The organism is Acidovorax sp. WCS2018Noco2-16 (assembly GCF_031843945.1).
GTDB lineage: Bacteria > Pseudomonadota > Gammaproteobacteria > Burkholderiales > Burkholderiaceae_C > Paracidovorax.
In genome coordinates this window covers 87,209-100,434 of the sequence record NZ_JAVTJJ010000005.1, presented here as the reverse complement: position 1 = coordinate 100,434, position 13,226 = coordinate 87,209, and the positions used below count along the sequence as shown (strand labels likewise).

Sequence of the window (13,226 nt, the reverse complement as noted above, 5' to 3'; positions counted from 1 at the left end):
GGAATTATGACCCGCGCCTACCCGTCGGGTTCACCGCCAAACCGTGTCGTTATGTATGACTTCACGACCGTGCGGCCTGGTCTCACGCACCCCTGCTCCGCTCCCTGACGCTTTCCTTCCCATGCAGCTGTCTTCGTCCCCCGCCGGCACCGGCCTTGCCGAACATTCGCGCTTTCTGCAGAGGTTGCACCGCCGCTATGCCGACGAATTCCCTTTGCTTGCGCCGGGCCTTCCCACGCGCGAGACGATGGTCGAGGCGCTCGATGCCTTGTCGTCCCGTGGCCACGACACCGGCGCGGCGCTGCGCATCCTGCGCCAGCTGGTGCTGGAGCGGCTGATACGGCTGGACTGTGAACAACAGGCACCTCTGCAAGACGTCACCCGCACCATGACCTGGCTGGCCGAGCTGGCGCTGGACCGTGCATGCCAGCAAGCCCGCGTTGAACTGGACGCCCGCCATGGCGCCCCGCGCGGCCCCGAAGGCCAGCCGGTGGAGCTGTGGATCGTCGGCATGGGCAAGCTGGGTGCGCGCGAGCTGAATGTGTCCAGCGACATCGACCTGATCTACGTGTACGAGCACGACGGTGAAACCGCAGGCAATGCCGAAGGGCGCGCGCGCATCTCCAACCACGAATACTTCGGCCAGGCGGTCAAGGCCATCTACGGCCTGGTGGGCGACACCACCGAGCACGGCTTTGTCTTCCGGGTGGACCTGGCGTTGCGGCCCAACGGCAACTCCGGCCCGGCCGCCGTGTCGCTGGCCGCGCTGGAGGAATACCTGCAGGTGCAGGGCCGCGAATGGGAGCGCTTCGCCTGGCTCAAGAGCCGCGTGATCGCACCGCGCGAGGCCGTCATTGGCGAGCCGGTGCAGGCGCTGCGCAGCGTGGTGCTGCCCTTCGTCTTCCGCCGCTATCTGGACTACAGCGTGTTCGACGCACTGCGTTCGCTGCACCGGCAGATCCGTGACCATGCCGCCAAGCGCAGCGCCGGCCACCCCGAGCGTGCCAACGACGTGAAGCTATCGCGCGGTGGCATCCGCGAGATTGAATTCATCGTGCAGCTGCTGCAGGTGGTGCGCGGCGGGCAGTTCCCCGAGCTGCGCTGCCGCCCCACGCTGGAAGCGTTGCAGCGCCTGGCCCGCGCCGGTCTCATGCCGCAAGAAACCGCCGATGCGCTGGCCGCTGCCTACACCTTCCTGCGCCAGGTGGAGCACCGCATCCAGTACCTGGACGACCAGCAGACCCACGTGCTGCCCACGCGCGACGACGACCTGGCCTGGATCGCGCAGACGCTGGGCCTGGGCAGCTGCGCCTTTTTGCACCAGCTGGACGCTCACCGGGAGCTGGTGGCGCAGGAGTTCGACACGCTGCTGGGCGGTGCCGGAAAGAAGCAATGCACCAGCGGCGGCTGCGGCGGCCCGCGCGCCGGCGCGCCCGCGGCGCCCGAACTGGAAGCGGTGCTGGAGCAATTGCCACCCACCGTGCGCGAGCGCGTGGCCGAATGGCGCACGCATCCGCGCGTGCAATCCTTGAGCGACGAATCGCGCGACCGGCTGCTGCGGCTGGTGCAGCGCACCGCGCGCTGGCTGGCCGACGGCCAGGTCAACGAAGATGCCGTGGTGCGGCTGATCGGCTGGCTCGAGTCGCTGCTGCGCCGCGACATCTACCTGGCGTTGCTGCTGGAGCGCCCCTCGGTGCACGAACACCTGCTGCACCTGCTGGGCGCAGCGCAATGGCCGGCGCGCTACATGCTGCAGCACCCTGGCGTGATCGACGAGCTGGCGGGCGACGCGCTGCTGGCCGAGCGCTTCGTGCCGCAAGACTTCGAGCGCGAACTGGCGCTGCGCATCGCCTCGCTGCAGACCACCGGCGAGGACGACGACGAGAACCTGCTGAACCTGCTGCGCCGCGCACAGCACGCCGAGACCTTCCGCACCCTGGCGCGCGACGTGGAGCGCCGCATCACTGTGGAACAGGTGGCAGACGACCTCTCGGCCCTGGCCGACAGCGTGCTGCGTGTGACGGCGCAATGGTGCTGGAGCCGCCTGAAGAACCGCCACCGCGACGTGCCGCAGTTCGCCATCATTGGCTACGGCAAGCTGGGCGGCAAAGAACTCGGCTACGGCAGCGACCTGGACATCGTCTTCGTCTTCGATGACGACGACGAGCGCGCGCCCGAGGTCTATTCCGCCTTCGTGCGCAAGCTGATCAACTGGCTGACGGTGAAGACGGCCGAGGGCGACCTCTTCGAAATCGACACGGCCCTCAGGCCCAACGGCAGCTCCGGCCTGCTGGTGACCAGCTTCACCGCGTATGCCAACTACCAGCAACGGCGAGGCAGCAACACCGCCTGGACCTGGGAACACCAGGCCATGACGCGTGCGCGCTTTCTGCTGGGCACCGAAGACATGGCGCCGCCCGGCACGCTGGCGCCTGTGCCCGAAGGCAACGATGAGGCACTGATCGGCAGCGGCCGGCACCTGCGCGAGCGCTTCGACGCCGTGCGCGAGGCCGTCATCACCGCTGCGCGCGACCCCGCCGCACTGCGCGAAGAAGTGGTCACCATGCGCGAGCGCGTGCGCGCAGCCCACCCGGTGCCGGCCGGGCAGTTCGACGTCAAGCACAGCGTGGGCGGCATGGTGGATGTCGAATTCGCCCTGCAGTACCTGGTGCTGTCGCAATCCGCCACCCACCCCAGCCTGCGCGAAAACCGGGGCAACATCACCCTGCTGCAGCGCGCCGAGGCCGCCGGATTTCTGCCCGATGGCGTGGGCACCGCTGCGGCCACGGCCTACCGCACCCTGCGCCAGGTGCAGCATCGCGCACGCCTGAACGAGCAGCCCACGCGCGTGGACCCGGCGGCCTTGCAGGCCGAGCGCGACGCCGTGCTGGCACTTTGGCAAGCGGTGTTTGGCGGCTGACTTCATCGAGGTGCGCGATGCGGGCCTTTCGCACGCCGTGGTGGTGGGCCGGCGCACGCCCGGCCAGCACCTGCCCAACGACACCATCCATGCCACCGTCGCCGGCCAGCCGGAGCTGATCGGCATCGGCGCGGTGGACACGGCGCTGCAGGGCGAGGCCGCCGCGCTGGCCGAAGGGGAGCGCGCCGTGAAAACGCTGGGCCTGGCGGGCATCGATTTGCGCTTCAACGACCCGGCCCCGGTCGCGCGCGTGGCGCAGGCGTTTCCTCGGCTGCGCATCGTGGCGTACCACGGCTGGTGGCCCACCCTGCAGCAGGCCATCGGCGGAGCCTTTCGCTAGGACAACGTGTGGGGCGTGTCATCCACCAATACCCCCACGCGAAAGCCAGCCCGGCAGCCAGGCCTATGTGGAGGCCGCCAACGGCTTTCTGCGCGACCAGCTGCTGTTCGGCTCCTCGTACCCCTTCCGGCCCATCGGCCAGTCCATCGACGACGCCCTGGCGCTGGGCCTGCGCGAGAGCGTCATCGACCGCGCGCTGTACGGCAATGCGGCGCGGCGGCTGGGCGTCAGACGCACGCCGGCCCATGCGGCCCAAGTTTAAGCATCAAATCGGCCTCTAGCGCTTATCCATCAATCGTTAGTAGCTATTATTTTAATAGCATTTGCCGATCGGGCGTCAGAAGGTTTCCCAGTCGTCGTCCGAGCGCGATGACGGCGCGGCGGCCGGGCGTGGTGCTGCGGCCCGTGGCGCGGTCGATGCGGTAGATGCGGCCTTGGGCGCAGCAGGCGCCTTGGGCTTGGCAGCCGGGGCGGACAGCGCGGGCGCTTTCGCAGCAGGTTGCGCGGCGGGCTTCGGCGCTGCCGATGCCGCAGCGGGCGAAGCCGACGAAGCTGATACCGCCGGGCGCGCAGGCGCTGGGCGGGCCGCTACGCGGGCAGGTGCCGCCACCGGGGCCGCGCTGCGTGGCGCGGCGGGCAGGGGGCGGCTCGCAGGTGCTGGCGCCGCGAACGGCACCCCGCTCGCATCCACGCGGAACTGCGACACGGCTTCGCGCAGGCGCTTGGCCTGCTCTTCCAGCGACGAGGCGGCCGCTGCCGACTCTTCCACCAGCGCTGCATTCTGCTGCGTGGCCTGGTCCATCTGCACCACGGCCTGGTTCACCTGGTCAATGCCCGAGGATTGCTCGATGGACGCGGCCGAGATCTCGCCCATGATGTCCGTCACGCGCTGCACCGAGGCCACGATCTCCTGCATGGTCGCGCCCGCGCGCTCCACCTGCGCAGAGCCCGCGCCCACCTTGCCCACCGACTCGTCGATCAGGCCCTTGATTTCCTTGGCCGCGGTGGCGCTGCGCTGGGCCAGCGCCCGCACCTCGCTGGCCACCACCGCAAAGCCCCGGCCCTGCTCGCCCGCGCGGGCGGCTTCCACTGCGGCGTTCAGCGCCAATATGTTGGTTTGGAACGCGATGCCGTCGATCACCGAGACGATGTCCGCAATGCGGCGCGAGCTGTCCGAGATGGCCTGCATCGTCGCCACCACCTCGCCCACGGCCGAGCCACCGCGCTGGGCGACCTCGACGCTGCTGGCGGCCAGCTGGTTGGCCTGGCGCGCGTTGTCGGCGTTCTGCTTCACGGTGGACGACAGCTGCTCCATGCTGGCGGCGGTTTCTTCCAGCGACGCGGCCTGCTGCTCGGTGCGTCCGCTCAAGTCGCCGTTGCCCAGCGCGATCTCGCGCGAGCCGGTGTGGATTTCTTCCACGCCCTGGCGCACCTGCGTGACCATGCGCGCCAGGCCGTCCTGCATGGCGCGCGCGGCGCCCATCAGGCGGCCGATCTCGTTGGACGAACGCACCTCGATGCGCGTGGTCAGGTCGCCCTGGGCCACCTTTTCCAGCAGCGCGCCGGCTTCGTCCAACGGCGCCAGCACGTTGCGGCTGATGAACAGCCAGCAGCCGATGGCCAGCAAAAGGCCCAGGATCACCAGCACGATGGCGGCAATCTCGGCGGCGTAGAGCAGGCGCACCGACTGCGCCTGCAGCACGTTGGCGCGGTTGTCCTCCGCGTCGAAAAGCTGCTTCATCAGCCCTTCCATGTCCGCCAGCAGCTTGTTGCGCTGGGTGACGATCTCCTTGCCGCTGTATTCGTCCGCATTGCCGCTGGCCAGGCCCACGCTGCCGCGCTTGACCAGCACGTCGTAGGCCTCGAAGGCAGTGAGCATCTGCGTGGCCAGCTGACGCTCCTGCGTCCAGTCGGCGGGCAGGCCCTGCGCCACGGCCTGCAGCGTGGTGCGGGCGTCCACCATCGATTTTTCGGCGCGCGTGGTCTGCGAACGGATGCCGTCGGGCGCGTCGCCGCGCAGCACGTTGCGGTGGCCCACGGCCAAGGCCACGCGGTTGTCCCACATGCGGATTTCGGCCTGCTTGAGCGCCAGCATGTCGCGGGCGGTGCGGTCCTGGATTTCACCGGCCGCCACGCCTGCACGGGTGCCCATCCAGCCCAATCCCACCGACACCAGCAGCGCGCCAGTAAAGAACAGCAAGACCAGCATCAATGCCAGCCGGATGGAAAGATTCCTCAACATGTCTGTCTACCCCTTGATAGAGCCGGTTCGGGACGAACCATCACCTCTGTTTCCAATTGCAAAAAAGTGTGCCAGAAAAAGCGCGCATGCAGCCTCAAGCGGCATCGCTGTTACGTGCAGCGTCCTTTCCAACCCCGCAAGCGTGGTCATATCGATTCAAACAAACGTTTGATTCAATGTGATGTAATTGCGCCCGATGCCTTCCACGCCCCCGTCCAATCCAGCCACGCGAGCGCCCGACGCCTCGCCCGCACGTGAGCGCCTGCTGCACGCAGCGCTGCAGTTGTTTGCCGAACGCGGCTATGCCAAGACGTCCATTCGCGCCATCGCCCAGGCCGCGCAGGCCAACGTGGCGGCCGTCAGCTATTACTTTGGCGACAAGGCGGCGCTGTATGCGGCGCTTTTTTCAGAGCCGTTCGGCGAGATGCGGCCGTTGATCGACGCCTTTTCGCGCGAGGGCATCAGCCTGCGCGAGGCGTTGCAGGGCTACTTTCAGGGCGTGCTGGAGCCGTTGCAGCACGGCACCATGGCGCGACAGTACGTGCGCCTGCACATTCGCGAAATGCTCGAGCCCACCAGCCAGTGGGAGGTGGAGATGGAGCGCGACGTGCGCCAGCCGCACGAGGCCATGGTGCGGCTGCTGGCGCGGCACCTGGGCGCAGACGGGCCCGACGACGGCCTGCACCGGCTCACCTTCGCCATCACCGGGCTGGCTTTCCAGGTCTGGTGCCAACAGGACGTGGTGGACGCCCTGCGGCCGCAGTTGCTGGCCGCGCCTGGCGCCGTGCCGGCCTGGACGGCCCGCCTGACCGAATACGCCCTGGCCCTGGTGGCCGCAGAAGCCGCGCTGCGCCGCGCGCAAGGCAATGACTCCGGCGCACCTGCCGCCGCTTGAACACCATGAACGCACACTTCACGCATTCCACCGCCCGCGCCCTGCTGGCGCTCACCCTGCCGCTGTGGCTGGGCGCGTGCGCCCTGCAGCGCCCCGCCGCACAGGTGGACGCACCGGCACCGCCCGGCTGGCAGGCGCCGCTGCCGCACCAGGGCAACGTGGCCGATCTGGCCCGGTGGTGGGAGCGGCAGGACGACCCGTTGCTGGTCGAACTGATCACCGCCGCGCAGGGCATCAGCCCCACGGTGGCGCAGGCGCGCTCGCGCATCGAGCAGGCCCGCGCCACGCAGACCGCTGCGCGCGCCGCGCTGCTGCCGTCGCTGGAAGGGCAGGCCAACGCCAGCCGGGGCTTCAACCAGACGGTGGGCGGCATTGCCACCACGGCCCAGGCCACCCTGCAGGCGGGCTGGGAGATCGACCTGTTCGGCGGCAACGCGGCCGCCCGCGACGCGGCGCGCGAACGCCTGGCCGGTGCCGGCGCCCAGTGGCACGAGGCGCGGGTGTCGGTCGCGGCCGAGGTGGCGTTGCAGCTGAGCAGCTGGCGCCAGTGCACGCGCCAGCTGGCGGTGGCCGAATCGGACGCACGGTCACGCGGCGAGACGGCGCGCCTGTCGGGCGAGAGCGAACGCGCCGGCTTCACCGCGCCGGCCACCGCCGCGCTGGCCGACGCCAGCTTTGCCGAAGCACGCGTGCGTGCCGCGCAGCAGCGCATGCAGTGCGAGATCGACGTGAAGACGCTGGTGGCGCTGACCGGCCAGCCGGAGCCCGCGCTGCGCACCCGGCTGGCCGCCGCGCCGGCACAGCGCGCGCCCGACGCGCTCTTCAACATTCCCAGCCTGCCCGCGCAGACCATCGCCCAGCGGCCCGACGTGTATGCGGCCGAGCGCGAGGTGGCCGCGGCCAGCGCCGAAGTGGGCAACGCCCGCGCCCAGCGCTACCCGCGCATCACGCTGGGGGGCTCCATCGGCCGCGGCACGGTGCGCACCGGCGGCACCGATGTGAGCAGCAACACCTGGTCGATCGGCCCGCTGGCGCTGACGGTGCCGATCTTCGACGCCGGTCAGCGCGCCGCCCAGGTGGATGCGGCCAGCGCCCGCTATGAAGAGGCGGTGGCCGCGTACCGCGGCGCCGTGCGCCAGGCGGTCAGCGAGGTCGAACAGGCCCTGGTGCGGCTGGACAGCACTGCCGCGCGCAGCACTGATGCGCGGCGCGCGGCCGACGGCTACCGCCGCTCTTTCGACGGCACCGAAGCGCGCTGGCGCGCGGGCCTGGCCAGCCTGGTGGAGCTGGAGGACGCCCGCCGCACCGCGCTGGCGTCCGACACGGCCCTGGTCGCGCTGGAGCAAGAGCGCATGGCTGCGTGGATCGCGCTCTACCGCGCCGCCGGCGGCGGCTGGGACGGCGTGGCGGACAGCCCGCCCGCCACGCCTGGTATCGCGTCTGTTCGTGAAACCCGTTCGCCCTGAGCTTGGTCGTTGGGCTTCAAGCGTGCCCTGGCTTCGACAAGCTCAGCCCGAACGAACTTTTATTCACCAACTGGCCTGGCCCTCCCCTTCACCTGCCCCTCTTTATTTCTTCTGACCGCACGAACGGACCTTCTTCCATGCCGCGCAAACCCTTCACCCCTTCCGTCATCGCCCTGGCCCTGCTGGCCGTACTGGCCGCTGGCGGCGCCCTGTTCGCCGCCCTGCCGACCCGCGCTGCGGGCGATGCGGCAGCCCCGGCGCACGCGCCCCGCCCGGCACTGGCCGTGACCACCACCCAGCCCGTGCGCTCGTCCGTCGGCCTGCGGCTGCCGGCCAACGGCAACGTGGCCGCGTGGCAAGAGGCGGTGGTGGGCGCCGAAAGCAACGGCCTGCGCCTGACCGAGGTGCGCGTGAACGTGGGCGACGTGGTCAAGAAGGGCCAGGTGCTGGCCACCTTCGCGGCCGAGACCGTGCAGGCCGACGTCGCGCAAGCCCGCGCCAGCGTGCTGGAAGCGCGCGCCAACGCGGCCGAGGCAGCCGCCAACGCCGACCGCGCACGCACGCTGACCCAGTCGGGCGCGTTGAGCGGCCAGCAGATCCAGCAATACGCCACCGCCAGCGAAACCGCGCAGGCGCGGGTCGAGGCGGCGCAGGCGGCGCTGAATGCCCAGCAGGTGCGGCTGCGCAACGCCCAGGTGCTGGCGCCGGACAGCGGCGTGATCTCGTCGCGCACGGCGACCGTGGGCGCGGTGGTGAACGGCGGCGCGGAGCTGTTTCGCATGGTCCGCCGGGGCCGGCTGGAATGGCGTGCCGAGGTCACGTCGTCCGAGCTGCCGCGCATTCGCCCCGGGCAGAAAGTCACCGTCACCGCCGCCAGCGGCGCGCAGGTGGAGGGCACCGTGCGCATGGTGGCGCCCACGGTGGACGCGCAGACGCGCAACGGCCTGGTCTACGTGGACTTGCCCGCCCACCCGGCCGAGTCGCCGCCGGGCCGCCCCAAGGCGGCGAGCGCCCCCTCGGGGGGCAGCGAACCACGCGCAGCGGGGAGCGTGGGGGCATCTGCTTTGCGCGCCGGCATGTTCGCGCGGGGCGAATTTGCGCTGGGCGCGCGCGACGCGCTCACCGTGCCGCAGTCGGCCGTGGTGGTGCGCGACGGCTTCGCCAGCGTGTTCGAGGTGGCGCCGGATGGCCGCGTGGCCATGCGCCGCGTGCAGACCGGCCAGCGCGTGGGCGACCGCGTGGAGATCGCCTCGGGCCTTGGGGCGGGCGCCCGCATCGTCGAGCGCGGTGGCGCGTTCTTGAACGACGGCGACCTGGTGCGGGTGGAGGCGGCGGCCGCCGCGCCCGCAGCCAATTCAGCATCAAAACAGGCGACAGCGCCCGCTGCACCAGCGCAGTCAGCTATCAAATAAGGAGCAAACGATGCCGACGCTTGCCCACCGCACTTCTGCCCGCTTTGCGCCCACCCGGAGGCCGCAGCCATGAACCTGTCCGCCTGGTCCATTCGCAACCCCATTCCCTCGGCGATGCTGTTCGTGCTGCTCACGCTGGCCGGGCTGCTCGCCTTCCGGTCGATGAAGGTGCAGAACTTTCCCGACATGGACCTGCCGGTGGTGATGGTCACCGCCGCGCTGCCGGGCGCGGCGCCCGGGCAGCTTGAGTCGGACGTGGCGCGCAAGATCGAAAACGCCATCGCCACCACGCAGGGCCTCAAGCACATCACCACCACGCTGGTCGATGGCACCGCCACCATCGCGGCCGAATTCCAGCTGGAAAAGCCGGTACAGGAAGCCGTGGACGACGTGCGCTCGGCCGTCAGCCGCGTGCGTGCCGACCTGCCGGCGGACCTGCGCGACCCCATCATCGCCAAGCTGGAGCTGTCGTCGCAGCCCATCCTGGCGTTCGCCATCGCCTCCGACCGGCTCGACACCGAGGCGCTGTCGTGGTTCGTCGACGACACACTCACGCGCCGGCTGCTGGCCGTGCCGGGCGTGGGCGCCGTCGGCCGCGTGGGCGGGGTAACGCGCGAAGTGCGCGTGGCGCTGGACGCGCTGCAGCTGCAGGCGCTGGGCGCCACCGCTGCCGACGTGTCGCGCCAGTTGCGCGCGGTGCAGGTGGAAAGCGCGGGCGGGCGGGCCGACCTGGGCAACGCCGAACAACCACTGCGCACCATCGCCACGGTACAGACGGCAGCGGAGATCGGCGCGCTGCAGGTCCCGCTGACGGGCGGCGGGCACATTCGCCTGGACCAGGTCGCCACGGTGACCGATACGGTCGCCGAGCAGCGCACGGCCGCGCTGCTGAACGGCCAGCCGGTGATCGGCTTCGAGGTGTCGCGCAGCCGGGGCGCGAGCGAGGTGGAGGTGGGCGAAGGCGTGCAGCGCGCGCTTGATGCGCTGCTGGCCGAGCACCCGGACATGAAGCTCACGCGCACTTTCGACTTCGTGCGCATCGCGCAGGACGAATACGACAGCTCCATGCGCCTTCTGTACGAAGGCGCCATCCTGGCCGTGGTGGTGGTGTGGCTCTTCTTGCGCAACTGGCGGGCAACAATAGTGTCGGCGGTGGCGCTGCCGCTGTCGGTCATTCCGGCCTTCATCGGCATGCAGATGCTGGGCTTTTCCATCAACATCATCACGCTGCTGGCGCTGTCGCTGGTGGTGGGCATTCTGGTGGACGATGCCATCGTGGAGGTGGAGAACATCGTGCGCCACCTGCGCATGGGCAAGAGCCCGTACCAGGCGGCGATGGAGGCGGCCGACGAGATCGGGCTGGCCGTCATCGCCACCACCTTCACGCTGATCGCCGTGTTCTTGCCGACCGCGTTCATGAGCGGCGTGGCCGGGCGTTTCTTCAAGCAGTTCGGCTGGACGGCGGCGCTGGCGGTGTTCGCCTCGCTGGTGGTGGCGCGGCTGCTCACGCCCATGATGGCCGCCTACCTGATGAAGCCGCTGGTGGGGCAGGAGAAAGAGCCGCGCTGGCTGTCGGCGTACATGCGCGCGTCGGCCTGGTGCCTGAAGCACCGCATCATCACGCTGGCCGGCGCCTTCGTGTTCTTTATCGCCTCGCTGGCGCTGATTCCGCTGCTGCCCTCGGGCTTCATTCCGGCGGACGACAACGAGCAGACCCAGGTCAGCCTGGAGCTACCGCCCGGCAGCCGCCTGGCCGACACGCAGGCGGCGGTGGCGCAGGCCTCCGAGCGGCTGGGCCGCGTGGGGCACATCGAGAGCATCTACACGGCCATCGGCGGCGGCTCGTCCGGGGCCGACCCGTTTGCCGGTGCCAGCGCGGGCGACCCCCGCAAGGCGACGCTGACCCTGCGCCTGGCGCCCCGCGGCGAGCGCCCGCTCAAGCAGGCCATCGAGCAGCAGCTGCGCGCCGCGCTGGCAGACCTGCCCGGCGTGCGCGTGAAGATCGGCCTGGGCGGATCGAACGACAAATACGTGCTGGCGCTGGCCAGCGAAGACCCGCAGGCGCTGGGCACGGCCGCGCAGGCGGTGGAGCGCGACATCCGCACCATCGCGGGCATTGGCGGGGTAAGTTCCACCGCCAGCCTGGTGCGCCCCGAGATCGCCGTGCGCCCCGACTTCGCCCGCGCGGCCGACCTGGGCGTGACATCGCAAGCCATTGCCGACACGCTGCGCGTGGCCACCGTGGGCGACTACGACCAGTATTTGCCCAAGCTGAACCTGGCGCAGCGGCAGGTGCCCATCGTCGTGCGGCTGGATGACGCGGCGCGGCAGGACCTGTCGGTGCTGGAACGCCTGACGGTGCCCGGCGCGCGCGGGCCGGTGCGGCTGGGCGAGGTCGCCACGCTGGAGGTGGCCGGCGGGCCGGCCGTCATCAGCCGCTACGACCGCGCACGCAACGTCAACTTCGAGATCGAGCTGGGCGCGCGCGGCCTGGGCGAGGTGACCGAGGCCGTGAAGAACCTGCCGGCCGTCAAGGGCCTGCCCGGCAGCGTGCGCCTGATCGACGTGGGCGACGCCGAGATGATGGGCGAGCTGTTCGCCAGCTTCGGCCTGGCCATGCTGACCGGCGTGGTCTGCATCTACATCGTGCTGGTGCTGCTGTTCAAGGACTTCTTGCAGCCGGTGACCATTCTGATGGCGCTGCCGCTGTCGCTGGGCGGCGCCTTCGTGGGGCTGCTGATCGCGGGCAAGAGCTTCTCGATGCCGTCCCTCATCGGGCTGATCATGCTGATGGGCATCGCGACGAAGAATTCCATCCTGCTGGTGGAATACGCCATCGTCGCGCGCCGCGGTAACGACGGCAGCAACGGCCACCCCGTGGTCGCGCCCATGAGCCGCCTGGACGCGCTGCTGGACGCCTGCCACAAGCGCGCGCGCCCGATCATCATGACCACGCTGGCCATGGGCGCCGGCATGATGCCCATCGCCCTGGCGCTGGGCAGCGCGGACATGAGCTTCCGCTCGCCGATGGCAGTGGCGGTGATCGGGGGGCTGATCACCTCCACCATCCTGAGCCTGCTGGTGGTGCCGGCCGTGTTCACCTACGTGGACGACTTCGCGCAGTGGTTCCAGCGCGTGGTGATGCGGCGCAAGGCGCCTGAGCCGCACAAGACGAGTGGGCCGCGTGAACCGCATGAACCACGTGAACCGCATGCGCCGCGCGAGGGCGCGCAGGGATAATGCGGCCATCTCCAACCCCATTCGCGCAAGGCATGCCATGGCCCGACCACAGCACCAGCCGCATCTGACGGCAGCCGACTACCTGGCCTGGGAGGCCACGCAGGCAGAACGCCACGAATACCTCGATGGCGAGGTGTTCGCGATGGCGGGCGCGGAAGACCGGCACGTGACGGTGTCGGGCAATCTCTACATGGCCCTGCGCAACCATCTGCGCGGCAGCCCGTGCAAGACGTACATGAGCGACATGCGCCTGCACGTGGCGGCATCGAACGCGTATTTCTACCCCGACGTGCTGGTGACCTGCGACGCAGGCGACCACGCGAGCCGGCTGTCCAAGTCCGAGCCCACGCTGATCGCCGAGGTGCTGTCTTCCAGCACCGGAAGCTACGACCGGGGCGCCAAGTTCGCCCACTACCGCCATATCGCGCGGCTGGCCGAGTACGTGCTGGTAGACATCGAGCGGCGTGCCACCGATGTCTACCGCAAGGGCGAAGACGGCCTGTGGGTGCTGCACCCGTTCACGGGCGATCAGGCGGTGCAGCTGGCCAGCGTGGCGCTGCAGCTGCCCGCATCGGAGCTGTTCGCCGACCTGGAGCCCGAACCCGCTCGGGATTGAAGCCAAATCGGCCTCTAGCGCTTATGCAATAAGCGCTGGCAGCTATCATTTCAATAGCAATTACTTCCGGTTTGGCGCCGGGTGAAACATCCTTC

9 protein-coding genes are annotated in these 13,226 nt (G+C 70.0%); 8 read left to right on the top strand and 1 reads right to left on the bottom strand.

Annotated features, from left to right (window positions below; all coding sequences use genetic code 11):
• The first annotated feature begins 121 nt into the window (after positions 1-121).
• From glnE to RQI28_RS12715, 3 genes are all read left to right on the top strand, one after another.
• Positions 122-2,920, top strand: coding sequence for a bifunctional [glutamate--ammonia ligase]-adenylyl-L-tyrosine phosphorylase/[glutamate--ammonia-ligase] adenylyltransferase (glnE, locus tag RQI28_RS12725; protein WP_311222267.1), 2,799 nt, complete (start codon positions 122-124; stop codon positions 2,918-2,920).
• Positions 2,910-3,260, top strand: a complete 351-nt coding sequence (locus tag RQI28_RS12720) for a hypothetical protein (RefSeq protein WP_311222266.1) — start codon at positions 2,910-2,912, stop codon at positions 3,258-3,260. The genes glnE and RQI28_RS12720 overlap by 11 nt, the downstream gene beginning before the upstream one ends.
• A gap of 67 nt (positions 3,261-3,327) precedes the next feature.
• The gene (locus RQI28_RS12715; RefSeq protein ID WP_311222265.1) at positions 3,328-3,522 is read left to right on the top strand and encodes a hypothetical protein; all 195 of its coding nucleotides are present in this window, start codon (positions 3,328-3,330) and stop codon (positions 3,520-3,522) included.
• A gap of 75 nt (positions 3,523-3,597) precedes the next feature.
• On the opposite strand, the gene RQI28_RS12710 is transcribed toward RQI28_RS12715, so the two are convergent.
• Positions 3,598-5,502 (bottom strand): methyl-accepting chemotaxis protein, encoded by a 1,905-nt coding sequence (locus RQI28_RS12710; protein ID WP_311222264.1) that lies wholly within the window; start codon positions 5,500-5,502, stop codon positions 3,598-3,600.
• A 196-nt stretch (positions 5,503-5,698) separates the two neighbouring features.
• Here RQI28_RS12710 and RQI28_RS12705 point away from each other — a divergent pair, with 196 nt between their 5' ends.
• The 5 genes from RQI28_RS12705 to RQI28_RS12685 all read left to right on the top strand — a co-directional run bounded on the left by RQI28_RS12705 (position 5,699) and on the right by RQI28_RS12685 (position 13,131).
• The gene (locus RQI28_RS12705; protein ID WP_311222263.1) at positions 5,699-6,397 is read left to right on the top strand and encodes a CerR family C-terminal domain-containing protein; all 699 of its coding nucleotides are present in this window, start codon (positions 5,699-5,701) and stop codon (positions 6,395-6,397) included.
• A 5-nt stretch (positions 6,398-6,402) separates the two neighbouring features.
• A complete protein-coding gene (locus tag RQI28_RS12700) occupies positions 6,403-7,863 on the top strand; it encodes an efflux transporter outer membrane subunit (RefSeq protein WP_311222262.1) in 1,461 nt (486 codons plus the stop codon).
• A 137-nt stretch (positions 7,864-8,000) separates the two neighbouring features.
• Positions 8,001-9,275 carry an efflux RND transporter periplasmic adaptor subunit gene (locus RQI28_RS12695; protein ID WP_311222261.1) on the top strand — a complete coding sequence of 425 codons (1,275 nt, stop codon included), beginning with the start codon at positions 8,001-8,003 and terminating at the stop codon, positions 9,273-9,275.
• Positions 9,276-9,344: 69 nt separating this feature from the next.
• Complete coding sequence (locus RQI28_RS12690; protein ID WP_311222260.1) at positions 9,345-12,515, top strand: efflux RND transporter permease subunit; 3,171 nt, start codon at positions 9,345-9,347, stop codon at positions 12,513-12,515.
• A gap of 37 nt (positions 12,516-12,552) precedes the next feature.
• Positions 12,553-13,131, top strand: coding sequence for a Uma2 family endonuclease (locus tag RQI28_RS12685; RefSeq protein WP_311222259.1), 579 nt, complete (start codon positions 12,553-12,555; stop codon positions 13,129-13,131).
• Positions 13,132-13,226 lie beyond the last annotated feature (95 nt).

Bases quoted from the DNA above. Each gene is read 5' to 3' on its own strand.
- glnE (WP_311222267.1), top strand. From the start codon at position 122: ATGCAGCTGTCTTCGTCCCCCGCCGGCACCGGCCTTGCCGAACATTCG.
- RQI28_RS12710 (WP_311222264.1), bottom strand. From the start codon at position 5,502: ATGTTGAGGAATCTTTCCATCCGGCTGGCATTGATGCTGGTCTTGCTG.
- RQI28_RS12705 (WP_311222263.1), top strand. From the start codon at position 5,699: ATGCCTTCCACGCCCCCGTCCAATCCAGCCACGCGAGCGCCCGACGCC.
- RQI28_RS12700 (WP_311222262.1), top strand. From the start codon at position 6,403: ATGAACGCACACTTCACGCATTCCACCGCCCGCGCCCTGCTGGCGCTC.
- RQI28_RS12695 (WP_311222261.1), top strand. From the start codon at position 8,001: ATGCCGCGCAAACCCTTCACCCCTTCCGTCATCGCCCTGGCCCTGCTG.
- RQI28_RS12690 (WP_311222260.1), top strand. From the start codon at position 9,345: ATGAACCTGTCCGCCTGGTCCATTCGCAACCCCATTCCCTCGGCGATG.
- RQI28_RS12685 (WP_311222259.1), top strand. From the start codon at position 12,553: ATGGCCCGACCACAGCACCAGCCGCATCTGACGGCAGCCGACTACCTG.